This is a genomic window from Ruegeria sp. D3 (genome assembly GCF_056534465.1).
Genome location: NZ_JBQFPK010000007.1, coordinates 110,783 through 128,310, shown reverse-complemented (window position 1 = coordinate 128,310; position 17,528 = coordinate 110,783). Strand labels below are relative to the sequence as shown.

Here is a 17,528-nt window from a genome sequence, read left to right as displayed (position 1 = left end):
ATGACAACTGAATTTGTTTCATCGTGACCCAGCGTAAACGTAAAGAAAGCAGACAACTTGGTCAGACTTTCAGAGGTATCATGAACTTGATGTCATCGGGGCAGAATGACAGTAAAAACAGAGCCTTTCCCCAAGTCGCTTTCGACCCTAAGCCGCCCGCGGTGGCGATTCACGATGTGTTTCACAATCGCCAGCCCTAACCCTGTTCCACCAAGTTGCCGCGACCTGTGACTGTCCGCGCGATAGAATCGTTCTGTCAGGCGCGGCAGGTGAACGGGATCAATGCCCGGCCCTTTGTCTATCACCTGAACCCGCACTGCGGGTCCCCGCATCGCCGTATCCCGGTCCGAGGCCGTTGCATGAACGTCTACACGCCCACCACTGCCACCATACTTTATTCCGTTTTCAATCAGGTTGGTAAAAACCTGCCGTAATTGATCGCTGTCGCCAACTATCGACACAGGCCCGTGCGTTTCGCTGAGAACCAGCTCGACGCCCGCGTCCTCTGCTAGGGGGCGCAAGGAATTGATAATGGATTGCAACAGCCCGATCAGTTCCAACTGCTCTTTCGGGCGCACCCGTTCTTCACTTTCCACGCGGTTCAGTGAAAGTAAGTCGTCGACCAGACGGTTCATGCGGCTGGCCTCGTCGGTCATGATCTGCAGAAACCTGTCCCGGGCGGCGACATCATCGCGTGCGGGTCCGCGTAGCGTTTCGATGAACCCCATCAAAGCTGTTAGCGGCGTGCGCAGCTCGTGGCTGACATTGGCGACAAAGTCTCGTCGCATCTGGCTGGCCTGTTCCAGATGTGTCACGTCCTGAAACGTCGCCAGAACCGCCCCACCCGAGACGGCCCCCACCCCGTTCATATACCGGCATTCAACTTCGAAGGTTGTATCCTGCGCCCCGTCATTTGCCAGATGTCGGGTTCGGGTGGTGCCTTTCGAACGCAAGCTCTGTTCCATCGCGTCGATAACCTGCGGTTGCCGCAGGATCGTCGCGAAGTGGCGGGTCTCGATGTTTTTGCCCAACATCGTCGTGGCGTCCGTGTTCGCAGCAATGATCCGCTCGGTCTGATCGACCAGCAAAGCAGGCATGGGAATGGCCGACACGAATTCGGCAAGAAGGTTTTCGGACATGGACGTCAACTCTTGCAGGCATTCAGACCGGTTTCATGGTGTCCCGGAATTTGCGCATATTGCTTTGGTAGTGCAACGCACTGAGCGTCAGTTTCTGCGCGGCCGCGTCATCCAACTGACGAATGACCTTACCCGGCGATCCCATGACTAACGAGTTGTCGGGGATTTCCTTACCTTCAGTGATCAGGGCTCCGGCTCCGATCAGGCAGTTCTTGCCGATTTTGGCCCCGTTCAGAACAATGGCCCCCATTCCGATCAAGGAGTTTTCGCCAATCGAACAGCCGTGCAGCATGACCTTGTGACCAATCGTACAGTTCTTGCCAATGGTCAGCGGAAAACCCGGGTCGACATGCATGACGCAGTTTTCCTGAACGTTACTGCCCTCGCCTAAACGGATTTCCTCGTGATCGGCACGCAGTGTGCTGCAAAACCAAACCGAGGCCCCCTCTTCCAACACCACTTTCCCGATCAGATTTGCGTCAGGTGCGACCCACGTATCCTGATGAAGCTGCGGTGCGTGATCCCCCAGGGCGTAGATGGTCATGATTGTTCCTCAAATTCATTTTGCAGGTTGCGAACGTGGTTCTGAAGGCTGGGTTGCTGGATGCGGCGCATCCGCTCGGCGCTGACGATGGTTTTCAGCTTTTCCTCAGTCGAGTCCAAATCATCATTTACCAATACGTAGTCGTAATAGCCCCAGTGGCTGATCTCGTCCCAGCTTTTCAACATCCGTTTTGAAATCACGTCGTCGCTGTCCTGCCCGCGCGTCTCAAGTCGGCGGCGCAGTTCCGGGATCGAGGGCGGAAGAATGAATATTGAAAGCGCGTGCTTGCCCAAATCCGAGTTTCGGATCTGTACTTCGCCCTGCCAGTCTACGTCGAACAGAACATCCTTGCCGGATTCGATCGACTCACGCACCGGACCGGCGGGTGAGCCATAGAAATTTCCAAAGACATGCGCGTGTTCCAGCATTTGTCCGTCGGCAACCTGCTGTTTGAACGCATCCTCCGAAAGGAAATAATACTCGCGGCCGTGTTCCTCGCCCGGTCGTGGTGCGCGAGTGGTGGCCGATACCGAGAATTTCAGATCCGAATCCCATTGCATCAACCTTTTGGCCAGCGTCGATTTCCCTGCCCCCGAAGGCGAGGACAGAATGATGAGAAGGCCGCGTCGATCCGCCATTTGGGGCTCCTGTCGTTATTCCACGTTCTGCACTTGCTCGCGCATCTGATCTATTACGGCCTTCAACTCAAGCCCCACCGACGTCAGGTCAGCGCTTTGCGCCTTAGAACACAATGTATTGGCCTCACGGTTGAACTCTTGCATCAGGAAATCCAGCTTGCGCCCAACCGCGACATCCTGCGCCAATAGGTCCCGAGCTGCACTTACATGGGCCTTCAGGCGGTCGACCTCTTCGGTGATGTCGGCTTTGACAGCGAGTAACGCCAGTTCTTGCGCGACCCGGTCGGGTTCGACCCCCTGCGCGTTGTCCAGAACCCGCGACAGGTTTTCGCGCAGGGCCTCTGCCATTTTGTCTTTGCGCTGCTCAGCAAGATCTGCGGCCTGGTCGGTCAAACTGGCAACTTGGTCCAGCTGCCCACCCAAGACCCGACCCAATGCCTGACCTTCGCTTTCCCGCATTTGGATGAAATCGCTCAGGACGTCCTTAAACTCGACCACCAGGTGCGCGACCAGAGGCGCGGGGTCGTCAATATCACTGCCTGCATCCAACATACCTTTGAGCGATAACAACTCGGCCGCTGAAGATGGGGCAAGTGTCACATCACGTGCCGACGCCAATTGCTGTGTTCGTACCAAAGCATCCAGTACCGCAGACATTGCGGTTTCGTTCAGCATCAGATCAGGTGCGGTTTCGTCTTTAGACAGCCGCAGAGAAAGGGTTACGTTTCCACGGCTCAACGATTTTGAAAGCTCTGCCCGTAAGGCGGCTTCAAGTCCGCTTAGCCAGTCCGGCATCCGCAATCGCAGATCAAGACCCTTGCCGTTGACGCTGCGCAGTTCCCACGTCCAGCTATGCGGGCCCAACGCGCCTTTACCCGATGCAAATGCGGTCATGGATCTGATCATGCCGGTTCCTTCTGTCTACGCCTGCGTTTGCCTGCCTGGCGCACCTAATGGCATTGGCCGCTTCAGAGCAAGAGTTTGCTGAGTTTGACGGCAAAGCCGACAAGTTAACCATTCATTAAAGAATTAGTCCAAAATTGACTCAACCCGTGTCAATTTGATCACCGTCAGGACTGGTCAGTCAGTGATGCCCCCGGTATCTGGCATTTTATGAAAATCGTGGTCGATTGATGCTAGGGTGATGAAATGAAAACCTTTTTCGGGAACGGATCCGGGTCAAGTTTTGGAAAGATCGTCGCTATGGATCGATTCGACAGTGGGCGCAGCCTGTCGCCCATCCGGCAGGCCGAGGCATATTGGACAGCGCTGCTGACTGGCGACAGTGTTCCTATGCGCGCTCAAATCGACCCGCGCGGGCTTGAGAGCATACTGGAATATACCTTTATCCTTGAACGCATCGCGCCCGGCTTGGCACGTTTCCGACTGGCGGGCAGTCATCTGAACAAACTTGCGGGTATGGAGGTCCGTGGAATGCCTCTGACCGCGTTCTTCGAAGCAGAAGCGCGTGAACAGGTCACCGATACACTGGAACAGGTCTTTGGCGGCCCCGCGATTGCCGAGCTGGGTCTGATGTCGACCGGAGCGCTGGGTCGTCTTCGGCTGGAGGCGCGGATGATACTCTTGCCGCTGAAAAGCGATCTCGGCGACATCAGCCGGGTGTTAGGCGTTATGGTCAGCGACGGCCCAACAGGCCCCACACCACGTCGGTTTGGCGTGCGCGATCGCAAGCTCCGCCCTGTGTCCGAAGTTCAGGCCCCCAGCAAGCGTCAAGCGCCGGAACCGACAGGTTTTGCGGAAGACTCCGTAGAATTCAGCCGTCCCGGTTCGCATTTACGATTGGTCGTTTCGCGTGATGACTAACGGAGTTGGCGCCTGGTCCGAGTTGGCGCCTTCGGAAAAAGGAAGGTGGAGGATCTGACCGGTTTTCCAGTAGCGCCCGACCTTGCGTTAGGGCGCTGCGTCCAAACGCAACAGCGTGCGAGGATTGGATATTGGTTCAAGGTTCTGCAAATAAGGCGTCAAACAACAACAGTCATTTGACGCCTTGCTTTCATTCGTTTGGAATATTCGCGCCCCGTTAACCGGCTTCGCGCTTAGTCCGATTGCGCCGCAATGACGTAAGCTCTTCCGCGACAAGGAATGCCAGTTCAAGCGACTGCGACGCATTCAGGCGTGGATCGCAAGCAGTATGGTAACGATCCGAGAGATCCTCTTCCGTTACGGCGCGAATACCTCCGGTACATTCGGTGACGTCCAGACCAGTCATCTCGAAATGCACGCCACCGGGGATCGTGCCTTCGGCCTGATGGACGCCAAAGAAGTCGCGCACCTCGCGTAGGACCGAATCGAACGGACGGGTCTTGTATCCCGTGGCCGACTTGATCGTGTTGCCATGCATCGGGTCGCAGACCCAAGTGACCTGGGCGCCCTCTTCCTTGACCGCTTTGACCAGACGCGGCAGATGCTCACCCGCTTTACCGGCACCGAAGCGTGCGATCAGGGTCAGGCGGCCCTCTTCATTTTCGGGGTTCAGTTTGGCCATCAAAACCTTGAGGTCTTCGGCGGTCGTGGTCGGACCGCATTTCAGACCGATCGGGTTCTGTACGCCCCGGCAGAATTCCACATGCGCACCGTCGGGCTGACGGGTACGGTCGCCAATCCAGATCATGTGACCCGAGCCGGCCAGCCAGTTGCCGGATGTCGAATCCAGACGGGTCAGCGCCTCTTCGTATTCAAGCAGCAGCCCTTCGTGGCTGGTGTAGAACTCGACAGTCGAGAATTCATGCGTGGTATCGGCATTGATCCCGGCAGCATCCATGAAGTCGATGGAATCCTGAATGCGGTCTGCGATTTCCGAGTATTTCTGAACGTCCTGATCGTCGGTAAAGCCCAGCGTCCAGGAATGGACGCGGCTCATATCGGCGAAACCACCGGTCGAAAATGCCCGTAACAGGTTCAACGTGGCCGCCGCCTGAGTGTAGGCTTGCAGCATTTTCGATGGATTCGGAATACGGGCTTCGGGCGTAAAGGCCAACTCGTTGATGATGTCACCACGGTAGCTGGGCAGCTCCACGCCATCAATCACCTCGGTCGGCGCGCTGCGCGGTTTGGCGAATTGACCCGCCATGCGGCCCACTTTGACCACCGGCACCTTGGCGCCATAGGTGAGAACCATGGCCATCTGCAGCATTACTTTAAAGGTGTCACGGATCGCATCCGCGCTGAATTGTTCAAAGCTTTCAGCACAATCCCCACCCTGCAGCAGGAATGCCTCGCCGCGGCCAGCGGCACCCAGTTGCTGTTTTAGGCGTCGCGCCTCGCCCGCAAAAACCAGCGGGGGATACTGTGCAAGCTGGGCCTCGACCTTGGCCAGCGCGGCCGCGTCGGTATAGTCTGGCATCTGAACCCGGGGCTTGCTGCGCCAGTTCGTTTTTTGCCACTCGGTCATAGCTTTGATCTCCGCTGAAGTATTCAGGTCGTCTCTATACAAAATGCATTGCAGAGTGACCATATCCGATTTGCGCCCCTTGACGACCTAAACAACCTTTGATCATGGTGGCTGTCACATCTGTCGCCAGACGCAACGTCATCAGGCGCCGAATCAAGGACACCTCGCCATGCAAGAGCAACGCCAAGTTGTCACGGTGCAAGACACTGCGGCCAACCCCCGGAATTTCGTATTTGTCCTGCTGGACAAGTTTTCGCTTTTGTCATTCGCTTCGGCGCTGGACAGTTTGCGTATCGCGAACCGGATGGCTGACAAAGATCTGTATTCCTGGACCTTCGCCGGCGAAGGCGGCGAGACTGTCAAATGCTCGGCCGGGACCGAGTTTAAGTTGGACACCGACCTAAATGAGTTGCAGCGCGATGACGTTGTGATGATTTGCGGTGGCGTCGACGTGCAGGCCGCGACAACCAAAAAGGTTCTGAACTGGGTCCGGCGTGAAGCACGGCGTGGCCTCAAGATCGGGGGGTTGTGCACAGCTGCCTATACGTTGGCTAAAGCTGGTTTGCTGGACGGTAAACGCGCAACCATTCACTGGGAAAACGCAGACAGCTTTGTTGAGGAATTTGATGAGGTCGAGCTGACCAAGTCTGTTTTCCAAATTGATGGAAACCGGATGACAACGGCGGGCGGGACGTCGTCGATTGATCTGATGCTGAAGATTATTGCCGATGACTACGGTGAAGATCTTGCCAATGCCGTCGCCGATCAAATGATCTATTCCTCGATCCGTACCGATCAGGACACTCAGCGTCTGTCCACACCTACCCGGATCGGCGTTCGGCATCCAAAGCTTAGCCAAGTTATCCTGATGATGGAAAAGAACATCGAAGAGCCGATCTCGCCCTCGATTCTGGCCAAAGACGTGGGTATGTCGACCCGTCAGTTGGAACGCCTGTTCCGCCGCTATCTAAGCAGGTCGCCCAAGCGGTATTACATGGAGCTGCGCCTGCACAAGGCGCGCAACTTGCTGATGCAAACCGATATGAGTGTGATCAACGTGGCCCTGGCCTGTGGCTTTGCCTCACCCAGCCATTTCTCGAAATGCTATCGTGCGCATTACAACACGACGCCGTACCGCGAACGCGGAGCCCAAGCCGGGCGGCTTTCCGTCTGACCAGGCTTATAGGGTCTTAGCAAAGTAGTGTAGATGCGGCCTCAGCATAGGCTGATCCAAATAGGTGGTCGTCTCGATGGGTTCGGAAAGCTCTTCAAATCCCAATTTCGGATAGAGGTTCCGCATCTCGATATTCGGCGTAAGCGTGTCGGCCACCAGGCGCTTTAGCCCCAAGGAACGCGCCGCGTCCTCTCGCGCTTGAATCAAGGCTCGCCCTGCACCTGTACCGCGCGCAGTTTCTGTCACGAACACCCGTTTCAGTTCACCAGTTTCCTTATCCAGACGTTTCATCATGCCGCATCCTATGATCTGACCTGTGCGGCCTCTCGCCAGAACCAGGCACCCGTTCGGCGGTAGATAGTCATCCGACCGCGCCCAAAACTCTGCCAATGCGCTTTTCGGAGCAGCCGGGTCTATTTCAAACCCCATGGCCGTCATGCGTTGAACGATCAACGCATAGTACTGGGACAGGATTCCGTTCAGCTCCTCGTGATCTGGCAGGTCGTCACACATTTCTATCGAGAAGTCGCGCAATGGACAGCACCCTGATATGACCCTGATGCCCCAAAACAAGCCTGGTTCAGGGTCAACAGTCAAGGATCGAGGCCAGCACCCTATGTGTCAGGCGAAAGCCGGAAAACGGCTCCTTGTCCCACGGAAATGAACCAGATCGTTCCGTCCGGTGCTTCGACGATATCCCGAACGCGTTCCGTTTCGGGGCCTTTGATCTGTTCGACTTCTTTCAGGGGGGCACCTGTTAGTCGGGCGATATAGTCGAACTTAAGAGATCCAACGAAAATATCCCCTGCCCATTGCGGCCACAGTTTTCCCGAATAGACCAACAAGCCGGACGGAGCGATGGACGGATCCCAATAGTGACGCGGCTGCTCCATTCCGTCCTTGGCGGTACCTTCGCCAATACTTTGTCCGGAATAGTGCTTTCCGTATGAAATCACGGGCCATCCATAGTTTAAGCCGGGGCGGATCAAGTTCACTTCGTCGCCTCCGCGCGCACCATGTTCCGATGTCCAAAGCTGGCCTTGGGCGTCCAGCCCCGCACCTTGTGGATTTCGGTGCCCATAGGACCAAATCTCGGGCCGAATATCGGCTTGGCCCACGAACGGGTTATCCGCGGGGACAGAGCCGTCGCGATTGATGCGGACCACTGTACCAATATGGTTCGACCTGTCTTGCGCCTGAGGACGATCACCGCGATCTCCGATTGTGACGAACAGTCTCCCGTCCGTCGCTTCGACCACCCGCGAGCCGAAATGGCGACCGCCCGAGCCTCCCGGCAGCGCCTCAAAAATCACCCGTAGGTTCGTCAAACGATCTCCACTTTCCGACAAACGCGCCACGGCAAGTGCAGTCCCAGCACCACCCCGCTGTGATTTTGAAAATGTCAGGAAAATTTCACGGCTCTGGTCAAAATCCTTTGGTACCGTGACATCCAGCAACCCACCCTGCCCGTTCGCAACCACTTTCGGAACATCGCGCACAGGGTTGGCTGTTCCTTCTGCGACATACAACAACTCACCATCCCGTTCGGTCACGAGAAATGCGCCGTTGGGCAGAATACCGATGGCCCATGGCGTATCCAGGTCCTCGACCATCGTGTCGACCTGAACATTCCCGGCGGAGGTTTTCAGCGTATCCGCCGAAGCGGAACCCGTGCCGAACATAAAAACAAGAATCGCAAATACCCGAACCGTCATGTTTTTCACCTTGGAACCGCTGTGTTAGCACTAAGAAAACAAATAGGTTTCCTCTCGACAAAAACACGTTTTCGTTAGGACTTTTCTTTTCCGAACAGCTTGCCTAGGGTCGTGACCAGAACGAATACGTTCACAATAGGGAGTAACCATATGAAAAAGCTGCTTACTGCAACTGCAGCATCCGCTCTGCTGGCTGGTCCGGCACTGGCCGAAGACATTTCGCTGGGCGTTCTGTTTGGCTTCACCGGCCCGATTGAATCGCTGGCCCCGGCCATGGGTTCGGGTGCCGAGATGGCGATGGCCGAGGTCACCGAATCCGGCAAGCTGCTGGATGGCACCAAAGTGACCGCGTCGCGTGCAGACACTGGCTGTATCGACAATGGTCTGGCCACCTCGAACGGGGAACGCATGATCGCGGATGGCGTTGCCGGCATCATTGGCGGCGATTGCTCGGGCGTGACCGGCGCGATCCTGCAGAACGTCGCGATCCCGAACGGCATGGTGATGATTTCGCCGTCGGCGACCTCGCCCGGCCTGTCGACCATGGAAGACAACGGCCTGTTCTTCCGCACCGCCCCGTCGGACGCGCGTGAAGGTCAGGTGATGGCGGACATCCTGAATGACCGTGGTATCAGCTCGATTGCTTTGACCTACACCAACAACGACTACGGCAAGGGTTTGGCAGACGCGATCCAGTCCTCGTTTGAGGCGTCAGGTGGCGAAGTGACCATCGTTGCCGCACACGAAGACGGCAAAGCCGACTACTCGGCCGAAGTGGGCGCGCTGGCCTCGGCCGGTGGCGACATTCTGGTTGTCGCGGGTTATCTCGACCAAGGTGGTCTGGGCATCATCCAGTCGGCGCTGGACAGCGGTGCGTTTGACACATTCGGTCTGCCCGGCGGCATGATCGGTGACTCGCTGCCCAACAATGTTGGCCCCGACCTGAACGGTTCGTTCGGTCAGATCGCCGGTTCGGGTGGTGAAGGTGCTGAGAAGTACTTTGCCATGGCCGAAGCTGCAGGTTTCGACGGTTCGTCGCCTTATTCGCCGGAAAGCTATGACGCGGCTGCGCTGTTCATGCTGGCGATGCAGGCGGCTGGGTCCACCAACCCCGCTGACTACGGTGCGAAAATCATGGATGTCGCCAATGCTCCGGGCGAAAAAATCTATCCCGGTGAGCTGGCCAAGGGTCTGGAACTGTTGGCTGCGGGTCAGGACATCGACTATGTCGGCGCGTCGGGCGTTGAGCTGATCGGCCCCGGTGAAAGCGCGGGCTCGTATCGCGAGATCGAAGTGACCGACGGCGAGAACAAGACCGTTAACTTCCGTTGATCGACACGTGTAAGTCATAAAAACAAGCAGCCCGGGCCTTGTGCCCGGGCTGTTTCAATGACAAAAGCCCGCACCATTCGTACAGGGATGTGGCAACAACGCCGGAAAACGGCGGCTAGGGGATAAGATGATCGTCGTCGAAGACGTGCACAAGCATTTCGGCGGGTTTCATGCGGTGGACGGGGCATCGCTGGAAATCCAAAAGGGCTCGATCACCGGTCTGATCGGACCGAACGGGGCCGGAAAAACCACTCTGTTCAATGTGATCGCGGGCGTTCTGCCGCCGACCAGCGGGAAGGTCCATATGGATGGTGAGGATATCACCGGCCTGCCCCCGCATGAGCTGTTTCACAAGGGCCTGCTGCGCACCTTCCAGATTGCGCATGAGTTCTCTTCGATGTCCTGCCGCGAGAATCTGATGATGGTTCCGGGGGCGCAATCGGGTGAATCGCTTTGGAACACGTGGTTCGGCCGAAAGCGTATCGCCGATGAAGAACGCGCTTTGAAGGCCAAGGCCGATGAGGTGCTGGAATTCCTGACCATCGAACATCTGGCCGATCATAAGGCCGGTCAGGTCTCGGGCGGGCAGAAGAAACTGCTGGAACTGGGCCGCACCATGATGGTCGACGCCAAGATCGTGTTTCTGGACGAAGTTGGCGCGGGCGTTAACCGCACCCTGCTGATGACCATCGCTGACACCATCCTGCGCCTGAACAAGGAACGCGGCTATACCTTCGTGGTCATCGAGCATGACATGGATTTCATCGGCAAGATCTGCGACCCGGTCATCTGTATGGCCGAGGGCAAGGTGCTGGCCGAAGGCACTCTGGATCAGATCAAGGCCAATGAGCAGGTGATCGAAGCTTATCTGGGCACCGGCCTCAAGAACAAAGACAAGCTGGAGGCGGGCGCATGAGCGACAACCCCTACCAGGATGACAAGGGCAACAAGGACGCCTCGATCACCAATACGCATGGTGTCGGCACCATGACCCCCGCCCATCGCACAAGCGGTGAGACGCACAAGGTCGAAGGCGGCCCCTTCCTGATCGGCGACACCATGACCGGCGGCTATGGCAAGGGTCCAGACATCCTGCACGACTGCACCATCGCCGTGGAAAAGGGTGAGATTGCGGTAATCGTCGGCCCCAATGGCGCGGGCAAATCCACCGGGATGAAAGCCGTGTTCGGCATGCTGGACGTGCGCTCGGGCGCGGTGCGGCTAGACGGTGAGGACATTACCAACCTCAGCCCACAAGATAGGGTGATGCGCGGGATGGGCTTTGTGCCGCAGACCTCGAACATCTTCACGTCGATGACGGTAGAAGAAAACCTTGAGATGGGCGCTTTCATCCGCCGCGACGATATTTCGGGAACGATGGAACAGGTCTATGACCTCTTCCCCATCCTGCGCGACAAGCGCAACCAAGCGGCGGGAGAGCTGTCGGGCGGTCAACGCCAACAGGTCGCCGTGGGCCGCGCGCTGATGACACAACCTAAGGTGCTGATGCTGGACGAACCGACCGCTGGTGTCTCGCCCATTGTTATGGATGAGCTGTTTGACCGGATCATCGAGGTCTCGCGTACCGGGCTGCCGATCCTGATGGTCGAACAGAACGCCCGTCAGGCGCTGGAGATCGCGGATAAGGGATATGTGCTGGTTCAGGGGCGGAACGCCTATACCGGCACGGGCAAGGAATTGCTGGCCGATCCCGAAGTGCGTAAGAGCTTCTTGGGGGGGTGAGTTGAGAACCGTATTGATTGTCGCATTTACCTCTTTTTGCAGTTCAGCATGGGCAGCCCCCTTCATACTGCAAGAAATCTGCACAAACGTGGAGAACTGTGAGGGCGATGAGTTCACGCTTGAACTATTGGGCACACCTCCCGAGCGTATAAAGAGTAGCTTCGGAGATTTTTCAGTCGATAGGATCGCCAGAGCAGGCGAGATCACCTCGAAAATTCGTTTGTCCGATGGGCAAGAGTGGACCGCCACTTCACAAAACGACTTACTGACGGCGTTCCGGGTCGAAGGTGATAAACACGAGAATATGTATGTGACAAAGACTTCGACCACCGAACTATCAGTGACGTTTCTAACCCAACCGCTGCGCTATGCCGACTATACGAAAGCTAGCAACGGACGACGCGCATTCTCAGGCAAATGCGAGCAGGAGTTTTAATGGACTTCCTCAACGCCCTTGTGGCGCTCTCCAACTTCGTTCTTGTTCCCGCAATCGCCTATGGCAGCCAGTTGGCACTGGGCGCTTTGGGGGTGACGCTGATCTACGGCATCCTGCGGTTCTCGAACTTTGCTCATGGCGATACGATGGCCTTTGGCGCGATGATCGCCGTTCTGGTCACGTGGGGTCTGCAGGCCGCCGGGGTCAGTTTCGGGCCGCTTCCGACCGCTTTGCTGGCCCTGCCCTTTGCCATTCTCGGCTGCATCGTTCTGGTGCTGGTCACCGACCGGCTGGTTTACAGGTTCTACCGAGAACAAAAGGCCAAACCGGTCATTCTGGTGATCGTGTCGATGGGCGTGATGTTCATCATGAACGGCATTGTGCGATTCATCATCGGCCCGGATGATCAACGCTTTTCGGACGGCGCACGGTTCATCGTCTCGGCGCGTGACTTCAAAGCGATGACCGGCCTGCGTGAGGGGCTGGCGATCAAGACCTCTCAGGGCATTACTGTGGTCGTGGCCGTTGTCGCCGTGGTGCTGCTGTTCTGGTTCCTGAACAAAACCCGCACCGGCAAGTCGATGCGTGCCTATTCGGATAACGAGGATCTGGCCCTGCTGTCCGGCATCAACCCCGAGCGTGTGGTGATGATCACATGGATCATCGTTGCTGCACTGGCGACCACGGCAGGTGTGCTCTATGGCCTCGACAAAAGCTTTAAGCCCTTCGTCTATTTCCAGCTTCTGCTGCCGATTTTTGCCTCGGCTATCGTGGGTGGCTTGGGCAACCCACTAGGCGCCATCGCGGGTGGCTTCATCATCGCGTTTTCCGAAGTGACCATCACCTATGCGTGGAAAAAGGTGCTGACCTATCTGGCACCGGAAAGCCTGGAGCCTTCTGGATTGGTTCAGTTCCTGTCCACCGATTACAAATTCGCCGTCAGCTTTGCCATTCTGCTGATCGTGCTTCTGTTTAAGCCCACGGGCCTGTTCAAGGGGAAAGCGGTATGACCGAGCCCGTCAAAAACACGCTGCTTTTTGTGGCCGTTGCCAGCCTGATCCTGCTGTCCGGTTTCACGCAAAGCTGGAACTCGGCCATATTGATCCTGAACATGGGGCTGATCTCGGCCATCATGGCGATCGGGGTAAACCTGCAATGGGGATTTGCCGGTCTGTTCAACGTCGGTGTCATGGGGTTTGTGGCCTTGGGCGGGTTGGCGGTTGTTCTGGTCTCGACACCGCCGACACCCGGTGCGTGGGTCGCAGGCGGGTATGGGGTTATACTGTCGCTAGTGCTAGGTGCAGCGACCGTGGTGGCGGCCGTCGTGACCGCTCGGAAATTACCAAAAGGTCGTGTTCAGACATTGACGATTGTGGCCATCCTCATTGTCGGGTTTTTCATCTACCGCGCGGTATTTGACCCCAATGTCGCGGCGATCGAGGCGATCGACCCGGCCGTAGCGGGTAACATCGGCGGCTTGAACCTGCCGGTCCTGATCGCGTGGCCCGCTGGCGGTCTTTTGGCAGCCGGGGCCGCTTGGTTGATCGGAAAAACTGCACTGGGGTTGCGATCCGACTATCTTGCCATCGCGACTTTGGGGATTGCCGAAATCGTCATCGCCATCATGAAAAACGAGGATTGGCTGGCCCGCGGCGTCAAGAATGTCTACGGCATTCCGCGCCCGGCACCTGTGGTGGGATATGAGGTCGAATTGCAAGCAGATCCCGGTTTCATCGCTCGCGCCGAATGGCTGGGTCTTGATCCCGTTACGGCCTCGACGCTTTCGGTCAAGCTGGGCTATTCGCTGCTGTTCACCATAGTGCTGCTGGTGCTGCTATGGATGGCGCAGATGGCGCTGAAAAGCCCATGGGGCCGCATGATGCGCGCCATTCGTGACAATGAAGTCGCGGCCGAAGCGATGGGCAAGGACGTCACGCGCCGGCACCTGCAAATCTTTGTTCTTGGCTCTGCAATCTGTGGCATCGCTGGCGCAATGATGACCACGCTGGACGGGCAGCTGACGCCAGGCACCTACAACCCGCTGCGTTTTACCTTCCTTGTGTGGGTCATGGTGATCGTCGGCGGTTCGGGTAACAATTTCGGAGCGGTTTTGGGAGCGTTCTTGATCTGGTTCCTGTGGGTTCAGGTGGAACCCATCGGTCTTTGGCTGATGAACCTGATCACGTCCGGAATGCCCGAAGGAAGTGCGCTGAAAGCCCACTTGATCGAAAGTGCCGCGCATATGCGCCTGTTTACTATGGGGCTGATATTGCTGATCGTTCTCAGGTTCAGCCCCCGTGGCCTCATTCCGGAAAAATGATCACTTCATCTTGAGAGGCACTACAATCACGCCCGATTTCGGGCGTGATTTCTTGATTTACCCGCCTCTCCCGTCTAGAGCACGTTACAAACCTTGCGGCCCCAGGAAAATTTCCGGTGTTTACCGGAATTTAGACAATCCGCTTGAGACTGCGACCAAACACTCACAATAAAGAGTTCACATGATTATGACACTAGCCAAACCAATCCTTTTTCTGACGCTGATCGCTGGGCTGACAGGGTGTGTTCCAAGCCCCGAAGACTTTGAAACCACCCCGGTGAAAATCCAGACGCCCGAAGGTGAAATCACCTGTCAGCTTTACCGCCAGGATCGCGTGATCTGGGACCGGGCCATTGATTTCCCTGCGACCAAGCTGACGGTTCCTCAGGCCGATGCCTATTGCAAGCAGGAAGGCCAGCGCCGCCTGAAAGGTTGATCTTTTGGCCGGGAAAGCAGCCTGTTTTCCCGGCTTTACCTGCTTTTGAATAAACCCCCAAGAATTCCGCGGACAATACGCCGGCCAGTGGTTCCTTTCAGCTCTTTGATGACAGCTTCACTCATGGCGGTCGCGAACGTGTCTTTCTTGCGCGATTCTCGGGAAGAGGAGCGTCCGACACGACTGCCTGAATATCTGCGGGCTGTTGCGAACTCTCGTTCGGCTACGGACTTGGTTTCGATCTCTTCCTCGGCCTGTTGAGCCGCCTGAGCAGCGGCATCGGCCCGTGACTGCAAAATCTCGAACGCCGACTTTCGGTCCTTCAAGTCACGGTATTTCTGTTGCATGGGCGAAGCATCAATGACCGCTTGCCGTTCGGCTGAGGTGATGGGTCCAAGGTGAGTCCCTGGCGGGCGGATCAGCGTGCGCTCGACAATTCCGGGCACACCCTTTTTTTGCAGCATCGAGGTGACAGCTTCGCCGACGCCGACTTCACGAATTGCTGCCTCGGTGTCGAAGGCGGGGTTTTCGCGATATGTCTCCGCGGCCAGACGCAGATTTTTTCGATCCCGTGCAGTGAACGCACGCAGCGCATGTTGAACGCGGTTTCCAAGCTGCCCAAGAATATCCTCGGGGATGTCAGCAGGGTTCTGCGAGATGAAATACACTCCCACACCTTTGGATCTGATCAGGCGTGCGACTTGCTCGACCTTGTCGACAAGGATCTTTGGCGCGTCTTCAAACAGCAGATGCGCTTCGTCGAAAAAGAACACCAGCTTAGGCTTTTCGGGGTCGCCGACCTCGGGCAGTTCCTCGAACAACTCGCTGAGCAGCCACAGAAGGAATGTCGCATAAAGGCGGGGCGACCCCATCAGCTTGTCCGACGCCAGAATGTTGACCATCCCCTGCCCCTGTGCGTCGGTGCGCATTAAATCCGCCAACTCGAGCGCTGGTTCTCCAAACAGATTGGTCCCGCCCTGATTTTCAAGCACCAAGAGGCGTCGCTGAATAGCTCCGATCGATGCCGTCGAGACATTTCCGAACCGAAGTGACAGTTGCGACCGGTTCTCGCCGATCCAAACAAGCAACGACTGCAGGTCCTTCAGGTCCAAAAGGGGCATTCCTTCATCGTCTGCCACTCGGAAAGCTATATTCAGGATGCCTTCCTGCGCCTCACTCAGATCCATCAGGCGGGACAAAAGCAGCGGGCCCATTTCGGTCACTGTTGTACGGACCGGATGGCCCTGCTCGCCGAACAAATCCCAAAAAGTAACCGGGCAAGCGCCGTAGACGTAATCCGTAAACCCAATACGCTCGGCGCGTTCCTGAAAAGTCCGGTGAAGCTTATGAGTTTCGCTTCCCGCCTTGGCCAACCCGGACAAATCCCCTTTGACGTCGGATAGGAAAACGGGAACGCCGGCTTGCGAAAATCCCTCGGCCAAAATCTGCAACGTCACTGTTTTGCCAGTTCCCGTCGCTCCGGCGATCAGGCCGTGCCGGTTGGCGTATTTCAATGCAAGGGCCTGCGGCTGCCCATAATCCTCACCACCACCGCCCAAGAAGATACTGTTTTCCATAGATTTTCAGCCTTGATTTGAACCGATCTGTCCTCACCATACAAATTTAACATTTGCCTGCGATAGTCTAATCGCTGCCTTCGCGTTTAAGCGCGTGGGTGGCAATCTTCCTCCCTGTCGACTGGCCGCGCCTTATGGCGCGGCTTTTTTGGACAAATCACGCTTTTGAGATTAAAATTTCAGGTTAGCAGTTGACCGTTGCGCTCCCCTTTCGTAACGTCTGCGCATAACTAAGTCGGCCAGTCCGACGGGGAGAAAATTCTATGAAAGGGAGCCGCTCCACCGGCTCCCTTTCTACATCTGGTGCTGGTTTCACGATATCGTATAAACCGGCAAAAATCCGACCAGATTATCGGCTTGGTCCACCTTAGCGACTGACACTGCCGATTAGGGATGCTAGACGAGAAAAAAAGATCAATCACCTGACCGAGGCATTCATGATCAAGAACACTCTATCTTATAGCTTGCTTGCGACCGCGCTCTGGTGCGGTGCTACTTTTGCACAGGAAGCCGCGCAAGACAGCGAAACGCCACAAACACAGGTCGGAAGCGATCTGGACCTGGGCGAAGCCGGCCCGCGCGTGGGCGAGCAATATGTCAAGGAACAATCCGGCGACTGGGATATCACTTGCCTGAAGACAGAAAACGGAGACGATCCCTGCTTGATGCGTCAGGTTCTGAACGGTCAAGAAGGGCAGCCCATTGCCGATATCACGGTCACCAAACTGCCCGAAGGTTCCGCCGCGATTGCCGGCGCAACCGTTCTTGTCCCTCTGGAAGTTCTTCTGCAGGCGCAGATTGCGCTATCAATAGATGGTGCCCCAGGCCGCCGCTATAATTACCACCACTGCAACCCTGTGGGTTGTCTGGCGCAGCTAGGGTTCACGCAAGGCGATGTCGACGCGATGAAAGCCGGAACCAAAGCCGTGCTCTCACTGGTATCTGTGGTAGCGCCGACGCAGTTGTTGGAACTAGAAGTTTCTCTGGCCGGGTTCACTGCCGGATTTGACGGACTGCAAGCGCAGCAGAATTGATACCCGATACAAAAAAGAGGCGGCTTTT

18 protein-coding genes are annotated in these 17,528 nt (G+C 56.7%); 10 read left to right on the top strand and 8 right to left on the bottom strand.

Features of this window, described 5'->3' with window-relative positions; genetic code table 11:
- Positions 1-92: 92 nt before the first annotated feature.
- Genes ACR0DX_RS11970 through ACR0DX_RS11955 form a run of 4 tightly spaced genes read right to left on the bottom strand, consistent with a single transcriptional unit; the run spans position 93 to position 3,215 of the window.
- A complete protein-coding gene (locus ACR0DX_RS11970; protein ID WP_170354169.1) occupies positions 93-1,139 on the bottom strand; it encodes a PAS domain-containing sensor histidine kinase in 1,047 nt (348 codons plus the stop codon).
- 22 nt (positions 1,140-1,161) lie between these two features.
- Positions 1,162-1,683 carry a gamma carbonic anhydrase family protein gene (locus ACR0DX_RS11965; protein WP_170354168.1) on the bottom strand — a complete coding sequence of 174 codons (522 nt, stop codon included), beginning with the start codon at positions 1,681-1,683 and terminating at the stop codon, positions 1,162-1,164.
- Complete coding sequence (gene gmk / locus ACR0DX_RS11960) at positions 1,680-2,321, bottom strand: guanylate kinase (protein ID WP_170354167.1); 642 nt, start codon at positions 2,319-2,321, stop codon at positions 1,680-1,682. The genes ACR0DX_RS11965 and gmk overlap by 4 nt, the downstream gene beginning before the upstream one ends.
- Positions 2,322-2,336: 15 nt before the next feature.
- Entirely contained in the window at positions 2,337-3,215 is an 879-nt protein-coding gene (locus ACR0DX_RS11955; protein ID WP_480846245.1) for a YicC/YloC family endoribonuclease, read from the bottom strand.
- Positions 3,216-3,470: 255 nt separating this feature from the next.
- Between ACR0DX_RS11955 and ACR0DX_RS11950 the strand changes: the two genes are divergently transcribed.
- Positions 3,471-4,145, top strand: a complete 675-nt coding sequence (locus tag ACR0DX_RS11950; protein ID WP_170354165.1) for a PAS domain-containing protein — start codon at positions 3,471-3,473, stop codon at positions 4,143-4,145.
- Positions 4,146-4,362: 217 nt separating this feature from the next.
- Here the strand turns inward: ACR0DX_RS11950 and ACR0DX_RS11945 are convergent, their stop codons facing one another.
- Complete coding sequence (locus ACR0DX_RS11945) at positions 4,363-5,733, bottom strand: class II 3-deoxy-7-phosphoheptulonate synthase (protein ID WP_170354164.1); 1,371 nt, start codon at positions 5,731-5,733, stop codon at positions 4,363-4,365.
- Positions 5,734-5,902: 169 nt separating this feature from the next.
- Here ACR0DX_RS11945 and ACR0DX_RS11940 point away from each other — a divergent pair, with 169 nt between their 5' ends.
- Positions 5,903-6,907 carry a GlxA family transcriptional regulator gene (locus tag ACR0DX_RS11940; RefSeq protein WP_170354163.1) on the top strand — a complete coding sequence of 335 codons (1,005 nt, stop codon included), beginning with the start codon at positions 5,903-5,905 and terminating at the stop codon, positions 6,905-6,907.
- 6 nt (positions 6,908-6,913) lie between these two features.
- Here ACR0DX_RS11940 and ACR0DX_RS11935 read toward each other — a convergent pair whose 3' ends face one another.
- Positions 6,914-7,441 carry a GNAT family N-acetyltransferase gene (locus tag ACR0DX_RS11935; protein WP_170354162.1) on the bottom strand — a complete coding sequence of 176 codons (528 nt, stop codon included), beginning with the start codon at positions 7,439-7,441 and terminating at the stop codon, positions 6,914-6,916.
- A gap of 80 nt (positions 7,442-7,521) precedes the next feature.
- Positions 7,522-8,622: a PQQ-dependent sugar dehydrogenase gene (locus ACR0DX_RS11930; protein WP_170354161.1), complete on the bottom strand. Its 1,101-nt coding sequence runs from the start codon at positions 8,620-8,622 to the stop codon at positions 7,522-7,524.
- Between the two features lie 150 nt (positions 8,623-8,772).
- Here ACR0DX_RS11930 and ACR0DX_RS11925 point away from each other — a divergent pair, with 150 nt between their 5' ends.
- The 7 genes from ACR0DX_RS11925 to ACR0DX_RS11895 all read left to right on the top strand — a co-directional run bounded on the left by ACR0DX_RS11925 (position 8,773) and on the right by ACR0DX_RS11895 (position 14,889).
- On the top strand, positions 8,773-9,954 hold the full coding sequence (locus tag ACR0DX_RS11925) for an ABC transporter substrate-binding protein (RefSeq protein WP_170354160.1): 1,182 nt from the start codon (positions 8,773-8,775) through the stop codon (positions 9,952-9,954).
- 127 nt (positions 9,955-10,081) lie between these two features.
- On the top strand, positions 10,082-10,870 hold the full coding sequence (locus ACR0DX_RS11920) for an ABC transporter ATP-binding protein (protein ID WP_170354159.1): 789 nt from the start codon (positions 10,082-10,084) through the stop codon (positions 10,868-10,870).
- Positions 10,867-11,697, top strand: a complete 831-nt coding sequence (locus tag ACR0DX_RS11915) for an ABC transporter ATP-binding protein (RefSeq protein WP_170354158.1) — start codon at positions 10,867-10,869, stop codon at positions 11,695-11,697. The genes ACR0DX_RS11920 and ACR0DX_RS11915 overlap by 4 nt, the downstream gene beginning before the upstream one ends.
- Position 11,698: 1 nt before the next feature.
- Entirely contained in the window at positions 11,699-12,133 is a 435-nt protein-coding gene (locus ACR0DX_RS11910; protein WP_170354157.1) for a hypothetical protein, read from the top strand.
- The gene (locus tag ACR0DX_RS11905; RefSeq protein ID WP_170354156.1) at positions 12,133-13,143 is read left to right on the top strand and encodes a branched-chain amino acid ABC transporter permease; all 1,011 of its coding nucleotides are present in this window, start codon (positions 12,133-12,135) and stop codon (positions 13,141-13,143) included. Before ACR0DX_RS11910 ends, ACR0DX_RS11905 begins: the two co-directional genes overlap by 1 nt.
- The gene (locus ACR0DX_RS11900; RefSeq protein WP_170354155.1) at positions 13,140-14,453 is read left to right on the top strand and encodes a branched-chain amino acid ABC transporter permease; all 1,314 of its coding nucleotides are present in this window, start codon (positions 13,140-13,142) and stop codon (positions 14,451-14,453) included. Before ACR0DX_RS11905 ends, ACR0DX_RS11900 begins: the two co-directional genes overlap by 4 nt.
- Positions 14,454-14,634: 181 nt before the next feature.
- A complete protein-coding gene (locus tag ACR0DX_RS11895) occupies positions 14,635-14,889 on the top strand; it encodes a hypothetical protein (RefSeq protein WP_234899463.1) in 255 nt (84 codons plus the stop codon).
- 35 nt (positions 14,890-14,924) lie between these two features.
- Here ACR0DX_RS11895 and ACR0DX_RS11890 read toward each other — a convergent pair whose 3' ends face one another.
- Entirely contained in the window at positions 14,925-16,466 is a 1,542-nt protein-coding gene (locus tag ACR0DX_RS11890) for a helicase HerA-like domain-containing protein (protein WP_480846239.1), read from the bottom strand.
- Positions 16,467-16,903: 437 nt separating this feature from the next.
- Between ACR0DX_RS11890 and ACR0DX_RS11885 the strand changes: the two genes are divergently transcribed.
- Entirely contained in the window at positions 16,904-17,500 is a 597-nt protein-coding gene (locus tag ACR0DX_RS11885) for an invasion associated locus B family protein (protein WP_170354153.1), read from the top strand.
- Positions 17,501-17,528 lie beyond the last annotated feature (28 nt).